Source organism: Buttiauxella brennerae ATCC 51605, from assembly GCF_001654925.1.
Classification (GTDB): Bacteria; Pseudomonadota; Gammaproteobacteria; order Enterobacterales; family Enterobacteriaceae; genus Buttiauxella; species Buttiauxella brennerae.
Genome location: NZ_LXER01000015.1, coordinates 145,748 through 167,029, shown reverse-complemented (window position 1 = coordinate 167,029; position 21,282 = coordinate 145,748). Strand labels below are relative to the sequence as shown.

Sequence of the window (21,282 nt, the reverse complement as noted above, 5' to 3'; positions counted from 1 at the left end):
ATTTTGCGGGAAATTTTTCAAACTACCCATTATAAAAATGACTCTTTATCAAGATATGTTGGTTTTTTACGCTGTAATGTCGTTAATCACTGCTTTTGTTACCTGGTTTTTGGCTCACGATACCAAACGAATTAAACTATTAAGCTCTGTGCTGGTGGGTGCGACCTGGCCGATGAGTTTTCCGGTTGCATTGATGTTCTCTTTGTTTTAAAACCCTAAATAATTAAAGGGTTACCCAAACAGGTATGGCATGAACGAGATAACTTTTTTTCAGCGCTTTGAGAGCGATATTGTCGCCGGGCGCAAAACAATCACTTTGCGAGATGCCTCTGAATCACACTTCACTCCGGGCCAGCAGTTGCGCGTCGGGCGATATGAAGATGACGTTTATTTTTGCACCATTGAAGTCGTCAGTGTGACGCCTGTTGCACTCGATGAATTGACTGATGAGCATGCCCGTCAGGAAAATATGACCCTGCCGCAGCTCAAAGAGGTGATTGCAGAGATTTACCCAGGCTTGAATGAGCTTTATGCGATTGTATTTACGCTGGTTTCTAAAGCGTAAAACGGAAATAAAGACACAGGAAGGGGAGTTCCCCCTTCCTGACAACGAACCTAATGACTGGCTTTCTTCAACATCTGATACAACTCATCTTTCAGCCGCAGCTTCTCTTTTTTCATCTGCACGACTTTCTCGTTGTATCCCGTCCCTTGTGGCCCCCCCTTGCGTAAAATCTCGTCGTCGAGTTGATTGTGCTTATCATACAAGCTGAGGAAACGTGGGTTAGCGGACTTGAGTTCGTTGATCAATTCACTGTACTCAGGAAACATTGCGAACCTCCTGGACTTTTATGGGTGAATGGAATGTGGACTGGCAGTAGTTGCCAGGTCCAGTGTAGGCACCCCTTAAGGCAAATTGAAAGCGCCGCTTCGTAAGGGTTTGTCAATTTGCGAGCCGTCAGGCGAGTTGGTTAAATTGATGATATTTTCAGCGAATCGCGGGTTGCATAATCGCAAAAATTGATAACGACAATCTCATTCTCATGTGCTAAAACATATCTATGATATATCTTATGCATTCAAAAATGAGAAGCCAATGACTCTACAAACAAAACCAAATCTCCCAAAACGCGTGAAAAATGAGATTAAGTTCCGCGAATTATCCATTAAAAGTAAACAAACGGTCGCCGGTTGCTTCCATCGTATTGTTTTTACCAGCCCCGATCTGGTCGGTTTTTCATCGCAGGGGTTCGATGACCACATCAAAGTCTTCTTCCCACCTGAAAATGGGGACTTTGTTCGTCCGTCCGTGACTGACGATGGCATTGTCTGGGGCGAAGGCCCACGCCCGATTTCCCGTGATTACACGCCACTGGCTTTTGATGCTGCCAGCCACGAACTGACGCTGGATTTTTATATTCACGATGGCGGAGTGGCGAGCATGTGGGCCGATAAAGCAGTAGCAGGCGACACATTGCTTATCGGCGGGCCGAGAGGGTCGCTGGTTGTTCCGACTGATTACGCTTTCCAGCTCTATATTTGCGATGAAAGTGGTCTGCCAGCTGTGCGCCGCCGCTTGCTGTCATTACCTGAACACATTGCCCCGGTGGTGCTGGTTAACAGCCACCATGCGCACACTCACGAGTATCTCAGCGAGTTTAAACGCGCGCGCGTGGAGTGGCTTGATTCTGAATCTATCGCACAGCGTGTCAGCGCTTTTGAATTCCCGGACGACGACTACTTTGTGTGGGTTACCGGCGAAGGGCGCGATGTGAAACAACTGAGCGATGAACTGCTGGAAAACCGTGGGCTGGACGGAGATTACGTCCGCGCTGTGGCTTACTGGCATAACAAATAAGGAGACGACTATGCGAATCCATCATCTGCACCATCGTTTTTGCGCTAAACATGAACGCCATGAAAGGCACGGCCTGCACGGTGGCCATGAACACGGCGGCATGCTGGAAGGGAAATCACGCCAGCGCCGTGAACGCTTGTTTGACGCCAACGACATTCGCCTGCTGATCCTGCATTTCCTCTCCAGCAACACGGCTCATGGCTATGAGTTGATCAAATCCATTGAGGCGACGGCGAAAGGCGAATATGTGCCAAGCCCGGGGATTATCTACCCAAACCTCTCTTTGCTTGAGGAGATGGGACTGATCGCTGCCGTGGAAAGCGACAGCAGCAAAAAGGCGTGGATACTAACGGAAGAGGGCCAGGCCTTGCTTGCCGAGCAGCACGATGAACTTAGCCACGTGATGACTCGCCTCGAATCATTGGGCGTACTGGGCGATAACCGTCGGATCCCTGAAATTCAACGCGCTATCCACAACTTCAAAATGGCGCTCAACACCAAACTTGGTCAAAGCGAACTGCCAAAAGAGACGTTGTACAAGATCATCGATACTTTAGATCAGGCTGCAAAAGACATCGAACGCAGTTAATAACTTCTTATTGAGTATTAAGCATAAAGTTTTTGCGCGTAATGCCGAAACTTTATGCTTCCTCTTCAATGAGAATTTGAAATTATGTTAACTCGCATAAAAGTTGTAACCAGTTTGTTGTTTGTGCTGGGCCTATTTGGAATATTGCAAATGACGTCTGGCGGGTTGTTCTTCAACGCGCTGAAAAACGACAAAGAAAACTTCACTGTGCTGCAAACCATTCGCCAGCAACAGTCAACGCTCAATGGTAGCTGGGTGGCGTTACTGCAGACGCGCAACACGCTTAACCGTGCGGGCATCCGTCATATGATGGACACCAACAATATCGGCAGCGGCTCAACGGTTAATGAGCTGATGCTTATCGCCAGCCAGTCGTTAAAGCAGGCTGAAAAAGAGTGGGCAGCGTATGAAGCTCTGCCACACGATCCGCGTCAAAGCGAAGAGTCCATCAATGAAATCAAACGCAACTATGTGATTTACCACGGTGCGTTGGCCGAGCTGATTCAACTGCTTGGTGCCGGTAAAATTAACGAATTCTTCGACCAGCCTACCCAGAAATACCAGGATGGTTTCGAGCAGCAGTACGTCAACTATCTGCAACAAAATGACCATTTGTATCAACAAGCGGTAGACGACAATAACCAGTCATACTCACAGGCCATCTGGATTCTGGTAGTGATTCTGGCGCTGGTTATCGCGGCGATTATTACCGTCTGGCTGGGCATCAAGAAAACCCTTATCGAACCTCTGCATCGCCTGATTGATAACATCCGCCATATTGCGGACGGCGATCTGGTGCACGCCATTGATGTGGAAGGGACCAATGAGATGGGGCAACTGGCGGCGAGCCTGCGACATATGCAGTCAGAGCTGGTCAGTACCGTAAACGAAGTGCGTAACGGCGCGCATGCGATTTACAGCGGTGCCAGCGAAATTTCTATCGGTAACAACGATCTTTCTTCCCGTACTGAACAACAAGCCGCTTCGCTTGAAGAGACTGCTGCCAGTATGGAACAGTTAACCGCGACCGTGAAACAGAATGCGGAAAATGCCCGTCAGGCAAGCCAGCTGGCCTTAAGCGCGTCAGAAACCGCGCAGAAGGGCGGCAAAGTGGTGGATAACGTGGTGCGTACCATGAATGACATCGCCGGCAGCTCGAAAAAAATTGCCGACATCACCAGTGTGATTGATGGCATCGCTTTCCAGACCAATATTCTGGCACTGAATGCGGCGGTAGAAGCCGCGCGTGCCGGTGAACAAGGGCGTGGTTTTGCGGTTGTTGCAGGTGAAGTGCGTAACCTGGCACAGCGTAGCGCACAGGCTGCAAAAGAGATTAAAGGGCTGATTGAAGATTCCGTAAACAAAGTGGATACCGGCTCAACTCTGGTTGAAAGCGCGGGTGAAACCATGGGCGAGATCGTGAATGCGGTCACGCGTGTGACGGATATCATGGGCGAAATCGCGTCGGCGTCTGATGAGCAAAGCCGTGGTATCGACCAGGTCGGGCTGGCAGTTTCGGAAATGGACCGAGTGACGCAGCAAAACGCCGCTTTGGTTGAAGAATCTGCCGCTGCTGCATCAGCGCTAGAAGACCAGGCAAGCCGTCTGACTCAGGCTGTTGCCGTGTTCCACATTGGTCAGGAAACCAAAAATGAACCCCGCACTGCTGAGCCGAAACTGGCCAGTAGCCCGGTGATGAAGCGCAAAGCACCGGTAAGCGATTCAAACGAGAACTGGGAAACCTTCTGATTCTCGTCATGTGAGTCTTGAATACGGGCAACAACATCATTGCTGTTGCCCGATATTTTGACTTCGCGAACTGTTGCGGATAGCCGTTATTGCACGTCTGTGCGCCAGCGCATCGGGAATACCCCATCGACACGGAAACTTGAAAGAAAACGGAAACGCTCAAGTTGAGCAACGCCTTTGGGTTCTGTCGTTTTACCCAAAATCTGGATCAAACCCTTTTCGTCATAAACCGGCCAGTGCGGTAATCCTGGGCCATTCGGATCCGATTTCTTCCCAAAATTGGTCCAGTAATTCATTAAAAGGTCAGAGAATGCATAATCGAGTGCTGCCGCCCGAACCCGGCTTCCGATAACGTGTTGAGGCGTTAGGGTGCCGAACACAAACGGGACATCGGTTATATGAGAGGCGATGGCGACATAAGGTGAGGTGTAAGTAAATTCGTAGCCATAAACCGGTTCACCAGACTTGCTTTGCAACTCAAGCCACTGCCAGGTTTGTTCGCTGATGGTAAAGTCAGATGTCAGATTATCTGCCGACGTATTGGCCTCGGCATCTGTTGAAGCCGGGTAGAATTTCAGAAACTCGGCAAGTCGTTCCTTCCCGAACATACGCTGCGCTGCATCTCTGAACTCCTGGGCATTGGCATGGGGCAAAGAAAATGCTTTGAAAGGATAATATTCAGCTTCCTGCCATCCGGCCAGAAGAGGAATTTTCATCTGTTCGCCACGAGCGAATACCGCTGCTGGAAATTCCGGCACGACAAAATGATCGACGTTCGGCGAGAATGCGGTGACGATCGGATTCTTGTCAAAATTCCATAGCGCGGCATTATTTAACGCATCCGCAGGCATGGATCTGAGTTCAGAAATAGATTTCGCTCCCATTTTTTGCATATACGCCTGGCCCCTTAAGCGAGACTCCTCAAAGCTCTCCAGCGGGCCATATTTGCCGTCCCAGAACGCGCCACTCTGGCCGATAGCTTTATGAAACAGTCCCTTCGCAGGCGGCGACATCATCAATATCCCTACGGACATGGCACCAGCCGACTCACCAAATAACGTGACGTTCTCGGGGTCACCACCAAACGATGCAATATTATCTTTCACCCAGCGTAACGCAGCGATTTGGTCCTGCAGGCCGTAATTACCTGATGCGCCTTCGGCATCCAGTTCAGGATGGGCCATAAAGCCCAATACCCCAAGGCGATAATTTAAGGTGACCAGCACGACACCTTTTTCCGCCAGTTTGGTTCCATCGATGGTTGGGTCGCTGCCTGAACCGAACTGAAAACCACCGCCGTGCAACCAGACCATGACGGGCTGTTTATCAGACGTTTTTTTACTGTTGGTCCAGATGTTTAATGTCAGACAGTCTTCACTTCGAGGGGAGCCGGGGACCGGATCTTTTTCCAGTGCCGACAAACAACGGCTTCCTGGCAGATGCGCATCTCGCACACCATCCCATGCTTTATGCGGCACAGGCGCATGCCAGCGAAGCTCACCCACTGGGGGTTCTGCATAGGGAATACCTTTAAAAGCCAGCACGCCATGTTCATCACGATCGACACCCCGGATGACACCCGTGCGTGTCTGCACTTCTTCGCGTACTTCTTCAGTATCCGTATCCGCAGCGGCAAAGCGAGCCGGTACAAAGGCGGCGCAGGCAATTAACCCAGACAACAGTAAAAGTTTCATAAAATTCCTTTTTAATCTAACCGTTAGAGATTTAGCTCTCAGTGACTTGATGCAGTCTGGTGGCAAAAGAAGATAATATGAAATAGATAATTTTGACCAATCAATCATTGTTAATGATTGATTGGGTGATTGAGAGAGCGATTGATTGAATTACGCCGCCTGTCTGCGCGTTCTACAACTCGACCTCATCAAGGCGCATTAAACGGTCCAGGCGCTGATGGTAGCAAAAAAGGGTGGGAGGCGCAGTTCATCCTATAACCACACTTCTACACGACGGCGCACAGTTTCACTCCTAATGCCTCAGCGACACGAAACACGGTACCAAACTTAACCTGGTCGGGGTCTTTAAACAGCCGTTTCAACGTTGATGCCGATACACCCGTTTGCAGTTCAAGAGTTGCCAGATCAATGTCCAGCTCTTTGCGACGTTGGTTGAGTTGTTGCCCCAACTGCGCAGGCTCAGTAATGATCTGTTCGGCTAGCGCAAGGTCTGATTCTTGCGCCCGCAACGCCACCGCTTTTTTAACGTCACTCAATAATTCGCTCATGGTATGCAGTTTGGCTGCGAGCGTTGCGTTGTCATAGTTCATATATGACCCTTTGGTTAATATTTTTACAGCGAAAAGATGTTTTATGAGCCATTTATAATGCCAGATGTCATATGTGGTCTTTTTATCGAATTAATTTTAAAAATGGGTCATTTATGAGCCACTGTCAACCGCGGGGGTCATTTAAGGTCTTTTTTCGGTAAATAAAGGCAAAAAAAGTCCATGTGTGACCCTTTATATTAGAATAAATCGGCTTATCCAGATTCTGAATAACCAAATGTAAATTAATTGTTTCACTCGTATTGATAGAAACCTTATTAATTAAGACATGTTAAACAATACGAGTTTGTCGCATGTCTTATCGAATCAGCCTGCTGGATAAAAGCCCGGTCGCGAAGAACGACTCGCCTGGCGATGCACTGAAACACACCCTGCACCTGGCACAACAGGCGGAAGCCTGGGGTTATCACCGTTTCTGGATTGCCGAACATCACAACACCGCACGCCTGGCAAGCCCATCGCCGGAACTGCTGATTGCGTGGATTGTGGGGCAAACCCGCCGTATTCGCGTCGGTTCCGGTGGGGTGATGTTGCAGCATTACAGCCCGTATAAAGTGGCTGAAAACTTTAACCTGCTGGCAAACCTCGCACCCGGCAGGGTTGATCTCGGCGTAGGTAAAGCGCCCGGCGGCTTGCCACTGTCGACACAGGCTTTGCAGCGTGGCGGCCAAGATAAAGAGTCGTTCGCTGAAAAACTCACCCAGCTTGATAACTGGCTCTCTTTACCCGCCGCACAGGATGACGAAGAAACCTTACGTGCCACGCCAATTCCTGCACAAAGTGCTGAGCGTTTCTTGCTGGGCGCAAGCCTTGAGAGTGCAACACTTGCCGCAAACCTTAACTGGAACTTCGTCTATGCCGCCCATCTGAATGGCGACAAAACGCTGATGCGCGACGTTCTTAGTACCTGGCGCAGCATAAGCCAACGCGACACGTTGGTGGCGGTGCAGGTGATTGTGGCAGCCGATGCCGAAACTGCCGATGAGCTGGCAAGCCTGGTCGAAATCTGGAGCGTTGAGCTGGAAAACAACCAGCGCGTAAGTGTGGCCAGTGAAGCGCAGGCTTATGCCTTTGCTCGCCAGGCGGGCAGCGCTATCAAAAAAATCGAACGGCGCGAACCTTCATTGCTGAAAGGCACAGCAGAGACAGTCCATGCAGGGCTTGAGGCACTGAGCCAGCAGTTTGGAATCGACGAGTTCATCATTGATACCCCGATTGCCGATGCTGCCGCGCGCTTGCAGTCGCTTCGTTTATTGGCAGGCGTGACACCGCTGAAATCGGTTTCTGATTATGCCGCCTCCTTTACCGCACAGCATGAAGCCTGGTAAGGAAAGCGCGATGACATTCAAACAGCAGCTTATCGACTGGCGACGCGAGCTACATCAGAACCCGGAGCTTTCCGGGCAGGAAGTGGCGACTACCACACGTATTCGCCATTGGCTGGAGTCTGCCGGGCTGCGTCTGTTGCCGTATTCACTTGCCACCGGCGTGGTCGCTGAAGTGGGGCATGGCGATAAGGTGATTGCGCTGCGCGCCGATATTGATGCACTACCGATTCATGAAACCAGTGGCGTTGCATTCAGTTCACGCAATGACGGCGTGATGCATGCCTGCGGGCATGATGTTCACAGCAGTGTGATCCTCGGCGCAGCCTTGTTACTCAAAGAGCGTGAAGCACAACTGGCGGGCCGTGTGCGTTTGTTGTTTCAGCCCGCGGAAGAGAATTTCACCGGGGCGAAGGCATTAATTAAAGCCGGGGCGCTGGAAAACGTGTCGGCAATTTTCGGCATGCACAACGAACCGGGCTTGCCTGTTGGCACCTTTGCCACCAGAGGCGGCGCATTCTATGCCAATGTCGATCGTTTCGTTTTACGGGTGAAAGGAAAAGGCGCTCATGCCGCACGCCCACACGAAGGGCACGACCCCATTGTGCTGGCAAGCCAGCTGGTTATAGCGCTGCAAACTATCGCCAGCCGCGATATCGATACGCTGGATTCGGTGGTGGTCAGTGTCACGCGCATACAAGGGGGAAATACCTGGAATGTGCTGCCGGAAAACGTCGAACTCGAAGGCACGGTGCGAACGCATCGTGCCGATATTCAAAAGCAGGTTGAGAAACGCATTCGTGAAATTGCAACCGGCTTAGCCAGTGCCTTTGGCGCACAGATTGAAGTGGAATGGTTTAACGGGCCGGTGACGTTAATCAACGATGAGCAATGGGCGGCATTTGCCATGCAGTTGGCACAAAGCGTGGGTTACCAGACGCAGACTTCCCAGTTGCATATGGGCGGTGAAGACTTTGCGGTTTATCTGCAAACCATTCCCGGTGCGTTTGTCAGCATTGGTAGCGCCAGCCCTTATGGTTTACATCATTCGGCGTTTAATCCGGATGAAGCATTAATTGAAGATGCAGCGAGATATTTCGCAACGCTTGCTGAACAGGCGTTACTAAAAAACTAACTATTGCTCATTTGCAGGGGGTTCACTCCCCGGGATGCGTGCGGCCAAAATATAGGGGTATATATGTCAAATAATCGACAACTGCGTCTTGGAACAATCTTGCATGGCGCATCGGGAAATATGTCGGCATGGCGTCACCCGGCAGCGATTGCAGATGCCAGTATTAATTTTGAATTTGTGAAAGAGACGGCGTTAAAAGCAGAGGCGGGCAAACTGGATTTTTTATTCGTCGCCGACGGTTTATATATTAATGAAAAATCGATCCCGCATTTTCTCAACCGATTTGAGCCGTTAACGGTGTTATCGGCGCTGGCGAGTGTTACCACCCATTTAGGGCTGGTCGGCACGCTATCCACCTCTTACAGCGAGCCTTTTACTGTTGCCCGCCAGTTTGCAAGCCTGGATCATTTAAGCAAAGGACGCGCGGGCTGGAACGTGGTGACATCACCATTGGAAGGCTCCGCTAAGAACTTCTCTCGCGAGAAACACCCGGAGCATGCTTTGCGTTATCGCATCGCTGATGAATATCTCGATGTCGTAAAAGGGCTGTGGGATTCCTGGGAAGAAGATGCATTTATTCGTGATAAAGACAGCGGTAAATTCTTTGACCCTAATAAATTACACACGCTGGACCACCGTGGTGATTTCTTCCAGGTGGCTGGCCCGCTGAATATATCGCGCACGCCACAAGGCAGGCCTATCGTATTTCAGGCAGGGGCTTCTGACGATGGCAAGAAATTAGCCGCGCACCATGCCGATGCTATTTTCACCCATCACGACACGCTTGAAGAAGCGCAGCATTTCTATCGTGATGTGAAAAGCCAGCTGGCAAGTCACGGTCGCAATGATGATGACCTGAAAATATTCCAGGGCGTGAGTGTGATTGTCGGTAAAGACGCAGATGACGTCGAAAACCAGTATCAGACCACCGCCGCGCTGGTTTCAATTAACGATGCACTGAATTATCTCGGCCGCTATTTTGAGCACCACGATTTCAGCCAGTATCCGCTGGATGAAGCGTTCCCGGATATCGGGGACCTGGGGCAAAACAGTTTCCGCAGTACCACCGATGAAATCAAACGCAATGCCCACGAACGCAATCTGACACTGCGCCAAGTGGCGCTGGAAGCCGCATCTCCACGCCCACGCTTCGCGGGAACGGCCCAACAAGTGGCAGACGGACTACAGCAGTGGTTCGAAACCCACGCCGCCGACGGTTTTATCATTCAGGGTGGCACCCCGGATACCTTCCCGCGCTTTGTTGACGAGGTGGTTCCCGAGTTGCAGGCGCGAGGCTTGTTCCGCACGCAATACCCAGGCACCACGCTGCGTGAAAGTCTCGGGCTTAAGAATCCCGTTAATCAATTTTCATAGCCGTTGCAGGTCGGATTAGCGAAGCGACATCCGACAATAAAAATAAACACCAAAATAAAAAAGAGAACCTGTTATGCACAAAACATCGCTCATTCTTGCTATCGCTCTGGCACTTTCGTCGGCACAAACGCTGGCACAAGAGGTCACCATTAATGGCACTGGCGTAAGTCTGGAAGCCAATAAAACGCCGATTAACACCGTTGTGAATCCGCAGGCCGTAGCGAAGCTGCCAAAAGATTACCGCTTTGCCGTTCCGGGTAAATTCACCGTCGCGGTTGCCGCACTCAATTCGCCGCCATTAACGGTGTTTGCTGAAGATAACAAAACGCTGCTGGGGAGCGAGGTGGATATTGCTCGCCTGGTGGCGGACAGCTTAGGGCTGGAACTTAACGTGGTACCGACATCCTGGGAGGACTGGCCCTTGGGCGTGAGTTCCGGGAAATACGATGCGGCAATCAGCAATATTACCGTCACCAAAGACCGTAAACAGAAATTCGACTTTGCGACCTACCGTAAAGACTCACTGGGCTTTTATGTAAAAGCGAACAGCCCGATTAAGAAGATTGAGAAAGCGGAAGATATCGCCGGGCTGCGCATTATCGTCGGCTCCGGGACCAACCAGGAATCAATTTTGCTGGCGTGGAATGAAGAGAACCTGAAGAAAGGGCTTAAACCGTTCACCCCGGTTTATACCAAAGACGATGCAGCACAAACCCTGGCATTGCAGTCTGGCCGTGCTGATGCATTCTTTGGCCCGAACGTGACCGGTGCCTGGAAAGCGGCACTGACGCAGAAAACGCAACTGGTCGGTGTGGTGGATGGTGGCTGGCCAAAAGCTGCGCATATCGCCGTCACACTGAAGAAAGGCAGTGGCCTGGTTGACCCGGTGCAAACCGCACTCAATGGCGTCATCAAGAATGGCGATTACAACAAAGTGCTGAACCGTTGGGGCGAAGGCGTCGAGCAAATCCCGGCATCTGAAATCAACCCAGCCGGCCTTGGCGACTAAGGAGCGACCCATGAGCGAACAATTTCGTGATGTCTCACCGGAAGCGCCGGAACTCCAGCCGATTATTGCCGGGCTGTTTGGCGAATATGAAGCGCGTTATGGGGATTACTTTTCCCGTGATGCGGAAGTCGAACTCACCGAATGGTATCTGGCGCCTCAGGGGTTATTCATTGTTCTGGAGCGTGACGGCGAGATTATTGCCACCGGCGCGTATAAGCCATTTGATGAATACACCGCCGAGATAAAACGTATCTGGACGCATCCGGAATTACGTCAGCAAGGGCTTGCCCAGCGCGTCATGCGGGAGCTGGAAAACAGGGCGCAGCTTGCCGGTTATAGCCATCTTTATCTCACCACCGGTTTTCGCCAACCGGAAGCGGTAAAGCTGTATCTGAGTCTTGATTACCAACCGCAGTTTGATATCTACCGCGACCGCGAAGAATACAGCGTGGCTCCTTTCGACGGGCGCTTACGGTTTACCAAACAGCTAACCGTTGCGCAGCTGAAAACGGCCTGAGGAATCATCATGACAACACCATCAAATCTGCCATCAACCATTAAAGTGGTTCCGGCGCGTTACCCGCTGCGCACGTTGGGGGCGGTCGTCGCGCTGTTTGTGCTGGCAATCGTTATACAGTCGGTGGCGTTTAACCCGCGCTGGGAATGGAGCGTCTTTGCCCGTTGGTTCTTCGACCCGGTGATCCTTGAAGGTCTGGCACAAACATTATTGCTGACGCTGATTGGTACCGCGCTCAGCGTGGTGATTGGCGGCTTGCTGGCGCTGGCGCGGCTGTCTTCATCATGGCTGTTAAACAGCCTGGCGTGGGGCTATATCTGGCTGTTTCGTTCATTGCCGCTGATTGTGGTGCTGATCATTCTGTATAACTTCTCCTATCTGTACGACACGCTTTCAATCGGTATTCCGTTTACCCAAATCAGCTGGGCAAGTTACCAGACGATCAACGTGTTGGGCCAGTTTTCTACCGCGGTTGTTGGGCTTACGCTTGTGCAAAGTGCGTATACGGCCGAGATTATTCGCGGCGGTTTTCTGGGCGTGGATCACGGGCAATATGAAGCGGCAGCAGCATTAGGTTTACCGGCATGGCGACGCACGCTGCGTATTATTTTGCCACAGGCGCTGCGCACCATTTTACCTTCAGGTTTCAATGAAATTATCAGCCTCGCGAAAGGCACAGCGATGGTTTACGTACTGGCAATGCCGGAACTGTTCTACACCATTCAGATGATCTACAACCGCACTCAGGAAGTGATCCCACTGCTGATGGTCGGCGCGGTCTGGTATCTGGTTATCACCAGCGTGCTGTCTTTGATTCAACATCTGGTTGAACGCTGGCTGGCTCGCAGTGAACGCCGCTCCGCTATCAACCAACAAAGCCCGGCTCGCCAGACACCACGCCAGCCTGTACTGCAAACTCAGGAGGCCGCTCATGCTCCACTCCCATAATCAAGGTTCCGCTAATCAAACCGGCCATATTTCCATTACGGGCGTCAGTAAATATTTTGGCCGCCATAAAGCGCTGGATAACATTTCTCTCGAGCTAGAACCGGGTTCGGTGACGGTGATTCTTGGGCCATCGGGTTCGGGAAAATCAACGCTGTTACGGGCGATTAACCATCTGGAGCGGGTGGATGAAGGCTTTATCCAGATTGATGGCGATTACATTGGCTACCGCCAGGCGGGCGACAAACTGTATGAGCTGAAAGAAAAAGAGATCCTGCGCCAGCGCGTTAACGTCGGCTATGTGTTCCAGAACTTCAACTTGTTCCCGCATCTCACGGTGCTGGAAAACCTGATTGAAGCACCGATTGCCCATAAGCAATTGAGTCGTAAAGCGGCGATTGAGCAGGCGTATCAATTACTCGATGTTGTCGGGTTGCGTAATAAAGCGGATGCCTGGTCGCGCCATCTTTCCGGTGGGCAGCAGCAACGTATTGCTATTGCCCGTGCTCTGGCACTGCGACCACGCGTGATGCTGTTTGACGAACCCACCTCGGCACTCGACCCGGAGTTGGTGGGCGAAGTGTTGGATGTGATTAAAAAACTGGCTCGTTCCGGTACCACGCTTGTCGTTGTCACCCATGAGATAGGATTTGCCCGTGAAGTGGCGGATAACGTGGTGTTTATGGTCGACGGCAAAATTGTTGAGCAAGGCAGCAGCGATGAAGTGCTTAACCATCCACAACATTCCCGAACGCGTCAGTTTTTATCGAAAGTACTTTAAGGAGCAGTTATGAAATTTGTCCCACTGGCGCTGTTGATCTTTAGTTCGGCGAGCTTTGCGCAGGGAAGCCTCGATCTCAAAGCCAACGAACAGCCCATCCATACGGCTAAAGACCCGGACGCTATCAGTAAAATCCCGCAGGATTATAAGTTTGTTGAGCCGGGTACGCTGACGGTCGCTATTTCCGCGCTAAATTCACCACCGCTGGCGATGCTTGCGAGTGATAACCGCACCAGGATCGGCAGCGATCCTGATATCGCCCGTTTGCTGGCCGATAGTTTGGGTCTGAAACTCAAACTGGTGCCGACCGCATGGGAAGACTGGCCACTTGGCATTACGTCCGGTCGCTACGACGTGGCGCTGGTGAATATTGCGGTGACCGAGCAGCGTAAGACGAAGTTTGATTTTGCGACCTATCGCGTGGATTCACTGGCATTTTCGGTGAAATCAGACAGCCCGATTCAAAAAATTGCCGGGCCAGCAGACGTGAGCGGGTTACGGATTATTTTAGGCTCTGGGACCAATCAGGAAAAAATCTTGTTGGGCTGGAATGAGCTAAATGAACGAGAAGGACGCAAACCGGCGCAACCGATTTACCTGACGGATGACGCTTCCGGTAATCTTTATATTCAGGCCGGGCGAGCGGATGCAACCTTTGGCCCGCAGAGTGTGGCGGCCTATAAAGCGGCGTTAACCGGGAAAACACGAGTCGTTGGGCTTGGGCCTAAAAAAGCCTATGTTGCGACCACCACCAAAAAAGGAAATGGGCTGGTTTATGCATTGCAGGCTGCCCTTGATGGCGCAGCAAAACGTGGCGAATACCAGCAGGTTCTCGACAGATGGGGAGAAAAGGGTGAAGAAGTCGCTTCAGCGGAGGTTAACCCGCCGGGGATTACCTATCCGTAGCCATATCTTTTTCGACTAAAAGCGCCAGGTGAATAAACCCGTGAATATCACCCAGTGCCTGTTCACGTGCCAGCGGCGCACTGTCGATAATCAGTTGATCCGAATACCCGTTTAGCAGGGAACTTAGCTGGCGGGTAACGCGCAACACATCCGTCTGGCGGAACACGCCGCTTTCAATACCAGCCGCAATAACACTCGCCAGCAACGCATCCCACTTTTCGGTCAGTGTTAACGCAAGCTCAGCATAAACCTTGTTATGCACCGCGAGGCGCCACAACGAACCGTACAACTCCCACACGGCGTCAGCGCGGTCGGGTAAATAATCTTCCACAAAAGTATTCAAGCCTTGCTCGGGAGGCAGGGCGCGAGTTTTTTGGGTAAAGGTTTCCAGCTCGGCATACATAAAGCGCGAAAACGCTTCCACGCACAGCGTCTGCCAGTCCGGAAAGTAATGGTAAATATGGCTACGGGCGATACCCACTTGTTCGGTCAGCTCGCGGGTTGTGACCTTTTCCACCCCTTTTTCGGTGAACAGGACAATCGCGGCATCAAGAATATTCTCTTTTAGAACAGTCGCTTTTTGTTTCATCTCGGCACCTTCGTTGACTTTGAGCAAGTGCTCAAATAGAATCCTTTCGTTCTTGAGCAACCGCTCAAGAATAACAATCTAAGAATATAAAGTCATGCATACTTCACCTGAAACCGCACAGCTTGTGCCATCGCGCGGTGCTTTAACCACCATCAAAAAACTCGCCAGACTGCACAGTAAAAAGCTGGTCATTACGCTTGCGCTGGTGGTCGCCGAGAACGTTATTTATCTGCTTTACCCACTAATGGCCGGCTTTGCCATCAACGCCATTATAAAAGGGCAGCCGCTTCATGCATTGTTATATGCGCTGGTGGTTTTCATTATGTGGGCAATAGGGGCGGCACGCCGCAGCATGGATACGCGAACATTTGCCGTCATCTATGCCGGGCTTGCGGTCCCGGTCATTCTGGCTCAACGCCAGGATAAACACGATCATTCAACAATCGCTGCGCGTGTGACACTGTCACGCGAATTTGTGAATTTCTTCGAAACACACCTGCCGCTGTTGATTACGTCGGTCGCTTCAATCATCGGTGCGGTGATTATGTTGCTGACCATCGAGTTCTGGGCGGGCATCGCTTGCCTCGTGGTGCTGGTTTTCTTCGCATTTTTCCTGCCGGGCTACACCCGCAAGAACGAAATGCTGTATGAAAAACTCAATGACAGGCTGGAAAAAGAGGTGGGATTTGTCGGTTATGCGAGCGAAAACACGCTGAACAAGCATTACAACTTTCTGGCGCGTATTCGTATTCGGCTGTCCGATCGTGAAGCGTTTGGATATCTGGCGATTGGTATTGCCGCAGCGTTCCTGTTCTCAATGACCATCTTTTTGATGACCGTGAAAGGTGTCGGGAACGCCGGGCATATTTACTCTGTCATGACCTACATGTGGATGTTCGCCATGAGCCTTGATGACGGCCCATCTCTGCTTGAGAAGTACTCACAGCTCAAAGAGATAGGCAAACGCGTCAATACAGGACTGGTGGATTAACCCACTTCCGGCAAAGCACTGGACGCAATCAGCGCCTGAATAACAATCACGGCAATACCGCAGGCGAACACTACAACCAGCAGCGGTTTGCCTCCGACGACACGGTAACCAGGCTCTTTTTGAGTCTGGCGACTTTTCCAGACCAGCAGCGACGGGATGATGAGCGCAAGTATTGCCAGCGCAACACCGGCATAACCCAGCGCCATAACAAACCCTTGCGGGTAAAACAGGGCGAAGACCAGCGGTGGCAAAAAGGTCATCAGCCCGGTTTGCGCCCGGCCAGCTGCATTACGTTTGCGGTTAAACAAATCGCTTAGATAATCGAACAACCCCAACGACACGCCCAGGAATGATGTGGCCAGCGCAAGGTCGGCAAAAAGATGCACCGCCAATTCGACATGCGACGAGGCTACCACTTCACGAACCGCCTGCAATAAACCATTCAGACCAGAGTGGTTAGCTAAAAGCCCGCTAAACACACCTGAATCAATCGCACCCAGCGTGGCGACTTGCCAGAAGATATAAGCCACTAACGGAATGGCGCTGCCGATGATAAACACCCAACGCAGTTTGCGCAGGTTGCCATCCAGATAGCTGACGATACTAGGTACGCTGCCGTGGAAACCAAACGAGGTGAAGATCACCGGAATGGCTGAAAGCGCCAGACCTTTCTCCAGCGGCAACGTCAGCAAGTTAGTGTGATGGATGTGCGGCATCATCAGCCCCAGCATTATCACCAACATAATAATCTTGGCGCTGAACAGCACGCGGTTGAACATATCCACCATATAGGTGCCGATGCAGACAATCCCCCCGGCAACAATCGTGAACAGCAAAACCCCGGTGGTGACGGAGACAGATGCCGCAAACCACTGGTTCAGACTTGCGGCTAACAGCTCGCCCGCACCGCTGATATATGCAGCCGTCAGGGCATACATCAGGAACAACATGCTAAAGCCGGTCAGCCATTGCCCCGGCTTCCCGAGATAACGGCGGGCAAGGGTGCCAAGCCCGGTGTCGGCGGAGACGTGCTGATAAACTTCAACCAGCAGCAGTGCGGTGTAACACATCAACCCCCACAGACCGATGAGCAACAGAAAAGTCACCCCAAACCCAACACCTGCTGAAGCCAGCGGCATTGCCAACATTCCTGCGCCAATTGTGGTTCCGGCGACGATAAAGATACTGCCAAGAGTGCGATTCTTCACGCTTCCCTCTGAATTTACGCTTGTAATAACGACATTATGCCGCGCAGGGTAAGGGATTGTTACGCACTCGTCAAATCAGGGTTACATCTGGTGTAATCTTTAGTTTACGATTTCATTTGGTGCCCAGAAGTGAAAACCTTCTGCTTTGGAGCCATCGAGCAAAGCGCAATCCCAAGGGCGATCAGCAGCGCGCTGACCAGGTGGAAGCCGTGTAATGGCACATGGAGAAACAGCACGCTAAACACGCCACCGCTTAGTGGAATAAGGTGCGAATAAACTTCACCGCGGGTAGCACCTATCGCCTGAATACCTTTATTCCACAGTAAATACGACAGCCACGACGGGAAGATAACCAGGTACGCCAGCCCTAGTAAGAAGCCTGAATTAAAGTAGGCTTTCATCTCAGATGCGTAGTGAGCCGCTGAATATAGCGACAACACCGGAAGCAACACTATAGCCCCAATGGCCGCACTCACTGCCACGAACGCATTCCCGCCAACCTGTTTTGGTTTTAACCGCAAGAACGCGCAGTACAATGCCCAGCTGATTGCTGAACCCATGGTCCACACGTCGCCACGGTTAAGATTTTTGAGCGTATCCAGGTGCAACAGGTCGCCCTGCATCACCAGATAGATCACGCCCAAAGAACTGAGCACCACGCCATAAATATTGCGCCGCGAGATGGCCTCTTTGAAAATAAACTTATTAATGAGCAGCACTAATGCTGGCGTGGTGGATAAATAAATCGCCGCATTCAATGAAGAGGTGTATTGCAGGCCGATGTAGAGCGTCACCGGGAATAATACTTGCCCGCATAACGCGAGGAAAAGCACCGTGTATTTTGTCTCGACCATCACCTGCCATTGGGCTTTTATCTGCCGGAAATAGAGGCCGATGAGCATCACAGCGGTAATTAACCAGCGGGCTTCTGACAGAACAACAGGGTCAACCTGTGCTACCAGTTCATGACCCACAACATAGTTTCCGCCCCAGAAACAGGCGGCAAGGCTTAACAGTAAATACGGCATATTTTAGTTTCCAGAAAACGGTTCAATGCATACAGGCATTGATTCAATGCATACTGCTGGTTTTACATCGCCGCTTCAGACGGTGCGAGCCACCTGGTGTTAACGGGCTAAGTATCAACAGATCATTGATTCATGGGTTTGTGGAGTACAATGGTAGGGTGGCGAGATAACGGAATCTAATTCATCTTTTTCATGGCGAGGTATAGTTTAAAACTATGAGGTTTACACTGCGGCAACTGGAGTTTTTCATCGCGCTGGCGCAAACACAGCAGATATCCAAAGCGGCCTCACGCTGTAATATCTCGCAGTCGTCGATGACGGTCGCCATGCGCAATCTCGAATCCTCGCTCAACAACCAGCTGTTTTTACGCCAACCGAAAGGTATTGAGCTGACTGCCGCAGGTGAGCGCTTTCTCCACTACGCCCGTAAAATCATTAATGACAGCCAACTGGCCATCGACGATTTACTGCATCAGCCACAGCTGGAGCAAGGCACGGTCAATATCGGCATTGCCAAAACCCTTTCGGCGTATCTGCTCCCGGCAGTGATTCTTGAAGTTGAACAGCACTTTCCATTAATGACGATTAACTTCATTGAAGCGGACCCGCTGGCGTTAACCGATTCGTTAAAGCGCCAGGAAATTGATTTCTCGCTGTTGTTAACTTCAAATATTGCCCATGACAGCGCCCTGAAAACTGAAATTTTCATTCGCTCACCGCGCCGACTCTGGGCGGCACAAGGCCACCCGCTATTGAACCAGGACGTTATTCATCTCGCGGATCTCGCAAACCAACCATTCCTGCTGCTGGATACCGACGAATACCCCGACGTGATTAAAGAGCACTGGCGCACGCATGGCGGTAGCCCGAATATCAGTTTCACGACAACTTCATTCGAAACGGTGCGCAGTCTGGTTGCAAAAGGAAAGGGCGTGACGATATTGTCTGACCTGGTGTATCGCCCATGGTCACTGGAAGGGTTACGCGTAATGCGCCGCAGTATTGCAGACAGCACAACGTATATGGATGTCGGCGCCGTAACACTTGCGCAGCGGGAAGTTGCCGCCCCTGCGGCGACGGTGCTGGACTATTTGCGCCGTGTGATTACACGCCTGGGCGAAGAGGTGTGATAGCGCAACCTGCGATTCCCTGGTGTTGACTTCAATACGATTAATTATTGACCCCGGATTATTCCGGGGTTTGTTTTAATTATCGGTAATAGTGATGGTGCCAACCGTGGTGGTGGCCACCATCGCGATAAATACAGCCAGATAAGCTCATTACAATGATTATGCTACTGATAACTAGTACAAATTTTTTCATGCTACACACCGTTTTTCACTATTAACATTACCCCTGATTATCGGTGGATATAAATCTGGAACAACCAGATAAAACTCAATTTTATCGCCTTCACATTTTCTTCAATATTGCTTATTTAATATTCACTGTCATCGTTAATATTATGAGTATTTTATTTCCCTTAATGGGTTTTAACTTAGCAGGCTAATGGTCAATGACCATCACTCCTGGAGTGAGTGCTGTTGATGATTTGTTTACTGTATTAATTGTAAGGTAACGACTCCGTTATATTTACAGGTAAAGATAACCGTTCTCGATAGCGAGAAATATATCCCATTCATATAAGGTTTTAAATTTTGAAATATTTAATATTACCGGTTTTGATCATGCCTTTGATGGTGTGCGCATCGACGAATAATGATGAACAGCGTAACTATGATCTCAAAAATTTCACATCTAATTATCATAAATATAATATTGGTGATATTGCTCACGACATTAATTTCACCCCTGACTATGAGATTAAAGCATGGCGTATCCGGCATTTACCCATGCCAAAGGCGGGTGCGTTCTGGAGTTATATGGACGGGACTTACGTCATGTTAAGAAAGAGCGATCGCCGGATTATTTCCGCTAAATCCTCGGATATATTTTACCCACGCATGATTGACTGATTTTTAATGGCAAGGCAATGATTCAATGAGAAATGTTAAGAGAAAGCTACTGGGGTGGGCACGTTCTGATTTTGTGACTTACAAAGAGGTATACAAGAAATTTGGCGGTAGTATAAATATGAATCCTGATGTTCTTGAATACTTTTTACAAGAGAAAAATATCTGTGTGGAATTTTTCCATTATGAAAAAAATGGCGAAATAATAGCAAGTTACTTCCTGATAGATGGCCGTGAAGTGGGCCTGAATGTGGCACAAGATTTCCCTGTGACCTTTGACGAAGTTCTTATTCCCATGGATAAGCAGGCTAAATTTGTTTTGCCCGATAGTACCAATAAGCTTTCGGTGGGGAACAGAGCGAATGTAAAAAATGCCACATTTACGCTATTCAGAAAGAAACAGGTTTGCTGGGTTAAAGAATCTTTCTCAGCCAAGAATGATAAAGCGCGTCGAAATGAGTTTAATAAATTCATTAAAAGTGGTGGCGAAGTTAAAAGTTATGATGAGTTATCACCACAAGAATTGGCGGAGATCTACATAAATCTATTCAAACTCAGGTTTGCCGATAGCGTGCGCTGTTATGAAGCTGAAAACTTAATCTGTATTCTGACAAAATTCAGACACATGCTTTTTGGCAACGTGCTTTACATGCATGGCAAACCTTGTGCGTATGATTTGATGCTTAAATCTGAAAGCGATGGAGCGGTGTACTTCGATGTGCCAAATGGCGGGCTCGATAAAAACTACCTGCATTTGAGTATCGGCAGCATTCTCATGTGGCTGAACATCAAGTCTGCCAAAGAGCTGTGCCAGTCACTGAACAAAAAGATGACCATTTCTATTGGCGTTTATGAACCGCAATGGGAATACAAAAAGAGATGGGCAACGGTGTCCCATGTCGGGAAGGTGATCTGTTAAGTGACTACCTGTTTTTGATGGATTTACGTGAATTCTGCTGCCCTGATGGTGTGCAAAATCAGCAGAATTCACGTAGCGACGCCA

At 50.3% G+C, this 21,282-nt stretch carries 21 protein-coding genes and 2 pseudogenes; 17 read left to right on the top strand and 6 right to left on the bottom strand.

Going from position 1 to position 21,282, the window contains the following annotated elements; translation table 11 throughout:
- Positions 1-37 precede the first annotated feature (37 nt).
- Both M975_RS07885 and yqfB read left to right on the top strand, forming a co-directional pair.
- Positions 38-211: a GhoT/OrtT family toxin gene (locus tag M975_RS07885; protein WP_064558593.1), complete on the top strand. Its 174-nt coding sequence runs from the start codon at positions 38-40 to the stop codon at positions 209-211.
- Between the two features lie 39 nt (positions 212-250).
- Positions 251-565: a N(4)-acetylcytidine aminohydrolase gene (yqfB, locus tag M975_RS07880; RefSeq protein WP_064558591.1), complete on the top strand. Its 315-nt coding sequence runs from the start codon at positions 251-253 to the stop codon at positions 563-565.
- A gap of 50 nt (positions 566-615) precedes the next feature.
- On the opposite strand, the gene M975_RS07875 is transcribed toward yqfB, so the two are convergent.
- Complete coding sequence (locus M975_RS07875) at positions 616-831, bottom strand: HP1242/YdcH family protein (RefSeq protein ID WP_064558588.1); 216 nt, start codon at positions 829-831, stop codon at positions 616-618.
- 265 nt (positions 832-1,096) lie between these two features.
- Between M975_RS07875 and M975_RS07870 the strand changes: the two genes are divergently transcribed.
- The 3 genes from M975_RS07870 to tsr all read left to right on the top strand — a co-directional run bounded on the left by M975_RS07870 (position 1,097) and on the right by tsr (position 4,196).
- Positions 1,097-1,858 (top strand): siderophore-interacting protein, encoded by a 762-nt coding sequence (locus tag M975_RS07870; RefSeq protein ID WP_064558586.1) that lies wholly within the window; start codon positions 1,097-1,099, stop codon positions 1,856-1,858.
- A 10-nt stretch (positions 1,859-1,868) separates the two neighbouring features.
- Positions 1,869-2,447: a PadR family transcriptional regulator gene (locus M975_RS07865; RefSeq protein ID WP_083967859.1), complete on the top strand. Its 579-nt coding sequence runs from the start codon at positions 1,869-1,871 to the stop codon at positions 2,445-2,447.
- A gap of 84 nt (positions 2,448-2,531) precedes the next feature.
- Entirely contained in the window at positions 2,532-4,196 is a 1,665-nt protein-coding gene (gene tsr / locus M975_RS07860) for a methyl-accepting chemotaxis protein (protein WP_064558584.1), read from the top strand.
- An 86-nt stretch (positions 4,197-4,282) separates the two neighbouring features.
- On the opposite strand, the gene M975_RS07855 is transcribed toward tsr, so the two are convergent.
- On the bottom strand, positions 4,283-5,890 hold the full coding sequence (locus tag M975_RS07855; RefSeq protein ID WP_083967858.1) for a carboxylesterase/lipase family protein: 1,608 nt from the start codon (positions 5,888-5,890) through the stop codon (positions 4,283-4,285).
- 266 nt (positions 5,891-6,156) lie between these two features.
- Entirely contained in the window at positions 6,157-6,480 is a 324-nt protein-coding gene (locus tag M975_RS07850; RefSeq protein ID WP_064558582.1) for a helix-turn-helix domain-containing protein, read from the bottom strand.
- Between the two features lie 311 nt (positions 6,481-6,791).
- Between M975_RS07850 and M975_RS07845 the strand changes: the two genes are divergently transcribed.
- The 8 genes and pseudogenes from M975_RS07845 to M975_RS07810 all read left to right on the top strand — a co-directional run bounded on the left by M975_RS07845 (position 6,792) and on the right by M975_RS07810 (position 14,490).
- Entirely contained in the window at positions 6,792-7,826 is a 1,035-nt protein-coding gene (locus tag M975_RS07845; protein ID WP_064558579.1) for an LLM class flavin-dependent oxidoreductase, read from the top strand.
- 10 nt (positions 7,827-7,836) lie between these two features.
- Positions 7,837-8,958 (top strand): amidohydrolase, encoded by a 1,122-nt coding sequence (locus tag M975_RS07840; protein ID WP_064558578.1) that lies wholly within the window; start codon positions 7,837-7,839, stop codon positions 8,956-8,958.
- 63 nt (positions 8,959-9,021) lie between these two features.
- Positions 9,022-10,324: pseudogene (locus tag M975_RS23570) on the top strand (LLM class flavin-dependent oxidoreductase); the annotation flags it as partial.
- A gap of 67 nt (positions 10,325-10,391) precedes the next feature.
- Positions 10,392-11,341: pseudogene (locus M975_RS23565) on the top strand (ABC transporter substrate-binding protein); the annotation flags it as partial.
- A gap of 10 nt (positions 11,342-11,351) precedes the next feature.
- On the top strand, positions 11,352-11,858 hold the full coding sequence (locus M975_RS07825; RefSeq protein WP_064558572.1) for a GNAT family N-acetyltransferase: 507 nt from the start codon (positions 11,352-11,354) through the stop codon (positions 11,856-11,858).
- A 9-nt stretch (positions 11,859-11,867) separates the two neighbouring features.
- Complete coding sequence (locus M975_RS07820) at positions 11,868-12,806, top strand: amino acid ABC transporter permease (protein ID WP_064558570.1); 939 nt, start codon at positions 11,868-11,870, stop codon at positions 12,804-12,806.
- The gene (locus M975_RS07815; RefSeq protein ID WP_064558568.1) at positions 12,790-13,584 is read left to right on the top strand and encodes an amino acid ABC transporter ATP-binding protein; all 795 of its coding nucleotides are present in this window, start codon (positions 12,790-12,792) and stop codon (positions 13,582-13,584) included. Before M975_RS07820 ends, M975_RS07815 begins: the two co-directional genes overlap by 17 nt.
- 9 nt (positions 13,585-13,593) lie before the next feature.
- On the top strand, positions 13,594-14,490 hold the full coding sequence (locus M975_RS07810; protein ID WP_064558566.1) for a transporter substrate-binding domain-containing protein: 897 nt from the start codon (positions 13,594-13,596) through the stop codon (positions 14,488-14,490).
- Here M975_RS07810 and M975_RS07805 read toward each other — a convergent pair.
- A complete protein-coding gene (locus M975_RS07805; RefSeq protein WP_064558564.1) occupies positions 14,477-15,079 on the bottom strand; it encodes a TetR/AcrR family transcriptional regulator in 603 nt (200 codons plus the stop codon). The two genes, M975_RS07810 and M975_RS07805, sit on opposite strands and share 14 nt — an antisense overlap.
- Positions 15,080-15,173: 94 nt before the next feature.
- On the opposite strand from M975_RS07805, the gene M975_RS07800 reads away from it, so the two are divergent.
- Positions 15,174-16,070, top strand: coding sequence for an ABC transporter six-transmembrane domain-containing protein (locus tag M975_RS07800; RefSeq protein WP_064558562.1), 897 nt, complete (start codon positions 15,174-15,176; stop codon positions 16,068-16,070).
- On the opposite strand, the gene tyrP is transcribed toward M975_RS07800, so the two are convergent.
- On the bottom strand, positions 16,067-17,278 hold the full coding sequence (gene tyrP, locus M975_RS07795) for a tyrosine transporter TyrP (protein ID WP_064558560.1): 1,212 nt from the start codon (positions 17,276-17,278) through the stop codon (positions 16,067-16,069). The genes M975_RS07800 and tyrP overlap by 4 nt on opposite strands.
- A 104-nt stretch (positions 17,279-17,382) precedes the next feature.
- Positions 17,383-18,306, bottom strand: a complete 924-nt coding sequence (locus M975_RS07790) for a DMT family transporter (RefSeq protein WP_064558558.1) — start codon at positions 18,304-18,306, stop codon at positions 17,383-17,385.
- A gap of 215 nt (positions 18,307-18,521) precedes the next feature.
- On the opposite strand from M975_RS07790, the gene M975_RS07785 reads away from it, so the two are divergent.
- From M975_RS07785 to M975_RS07775, 3 genes are all read left to right on the top strand, one after another.
- Positions 18,522-19,436 carry a LysR substrate-binding domain-containing protein gene (locus M975_RS07785; protein ID WP_064558556.1) on the top strand — a complete coding sequence of 305 codons (915 nt, stop codon included), beginning with the start codon at positions 18,522-18,524 and terminating at the stop codon, positions 19,434-19,436.
- Positions 19,437-19,994: 558 nt separating this feature from the next.
- Positions 19,995-20,282: an RcnB family protein gene (locus M975_RS07780; RefSeq protein WP_064558554.1), complete on the top strand. Its 288-nt coding sequence runs from the start codon at positions 19,995-19,997 to the stop codon at positions 20,280-20,282.
- 25 nt (positions 20,283-20,307) lie between these two features.
- A complete protein-coding gene (locus M975_RS07775; protein ID WP_064558552.1) occupies positions 20,308-21,198 on the top strand; it encodes a GNAT family protein in 891 nt (296 codons plus the stop codon).
- Positions 21,199-21,282 lie beyond the last annotated feature (84 nt).

What these genes read in the sequence shown, in the direction of transcription:
- M975_RS07785 (WP_064558556.1), top strand. Translation starts at nt 18,522, where the DNA reads ATGAGGTTTACACTGCGGCAACTGGAGTTTTTCATCGCGCTGGCGCAA.
- M975_RS07820 (WP_064558570.1), top strand. Translation starts at nt 11,868, where the DNA reads ATGACAACACCATCAAATCTGCCATCAACCATTAAAGTGGTTCCGGCG.
- M975_RS07865 (WP_083967859.1), top strand. Translation starts at nt 1,869, where the DNA reads ATGCGAATCCATCATCTGCACCATCGTTTTTGCGCTAAACATGAACGC.
- M975_RS07845 (WP_064558579.1), top strand. Translation starts at nt 6,792, where the DNA reads ATGTCTTATCGAATCAGCCTGCTGGATAAAAGCCCGGTCGCGAAGAAC.
- M975_RS07855 (WP_083967858.1), bottom strand. Translation starts at nt 5,890, where the DNA reads ATGAAACTTTTACTGTTGTCTGGGTTAATTGCCTGCGCCGCCTTTGTA.
- M975_RS07875 (WP_064558588.1), bottom strand. Translation starts at nt 831, where the DNA reads ATGTTTCCTGAGTACAGTGAATTGATCAACGAACTCAAGTCCGCTAAC.
- M975_RS07825 (WP_064558572.1), top strand. Translation starts at nt 11,352, where the DNA reads ATGAGCGAACAATTTCGTGATGTCTCACCGGAAGCGCCGGAACTCCAG.
- M975_RS07850 (WP_064558582.1), bottom strand. Translation starts at nt 6,480, where the DNA reads ATGAACTATGACAACGCAACGCTCGCAGCCAAACTGCATACCATGAGC.
- tsr (WP_064558584.1), top strand. Translation starts at nt 2,532, where the DNA reads ATGTTAACTCGCATAAAAGTTGTAACCAGTTTGTTGTTTGTGCTGGGC.
- M975_RS07815 (WP_064558568.1), top strand. Translation starts at nt 12,790, where the DNA reads ATGCTCCACTCCCATAATCAAGGTTCCGCTAATCAAACCGGCCATATT.
- M975_RS07840 (WP_064558578.1), top strand. Translation starts at nt 7,837, where the DNA reads ATGACATTCAAACAGCAGCTTATCGACTGGCGACGCGAGCTACATCAG.
- M975_RS07790 (WP_064558558.1), bottom strand. Translation starts at nt 18,306, where the DNA reads ATGCCGTATTTACTGTTAAGCCTTGCCGCCTGTTTCTGGGGCGGAAAC.
- M975_RS07780 (WP_064558554.1), top strand. Translation starts at nt 19,995, where the DNA reads ATGCCTTTGATGGTGTGCGCATCGACGAATAATGATGAACAGCGTAAC.
- yqfB (WP_064558591.1), top strand. Translation starts at nt 251, where the DNA reads ATGAACGAGATAACTTTTTTTCAGCGCTTTGAGAGCGATATTGTCGCC.
- M975_RS07885 (WP_064558593.1), top strand. Translation starts at nt 38, where the DNA reads ATGACTCTTTATCAAGATATGTTGGTTTTTTACGCTGTAATGTCGTTA.
- M975_RS07800 (WP_064558562.1), top strand. Translation starts at nt 15,174, where the DNA reads ATGCATACTTCACCTGAAACCGCACAGCTTGTGCCATCGCGCGGTGCT.
- M975_RS07810 (WP_064558566.1), top strand. Translation starts at nt 13,594, where the DNA reads ATGAAATTTGTCCCACTGGCGCTGTTGATCTTTAGTTCGGCGAGCTTT.
- M975_RS07870 (WP_064558586.1), top strand. Translation starts at nt 1,097, where the DNA reads ATGACTCTACAAACAAAACCAAATCTCCCAAAACGCGTGAAAAATGAG.
- M975_RS07775 (WP_064558552.1), top strand. Translation starts at nt 20,308, where the DNA reads ATGAGAAATGTTAAGAGAAAGCTACTGGGGTGGGCACGTTCTGATTTT.
- M975_RS07805 (WP_064558564.1), bottom strand. Translation starts at nt 15,079, where the DNA reads ATGAAACAAAAAGCGACTGTTCTAAAAGAGAATATTCTTGATGCCGCG.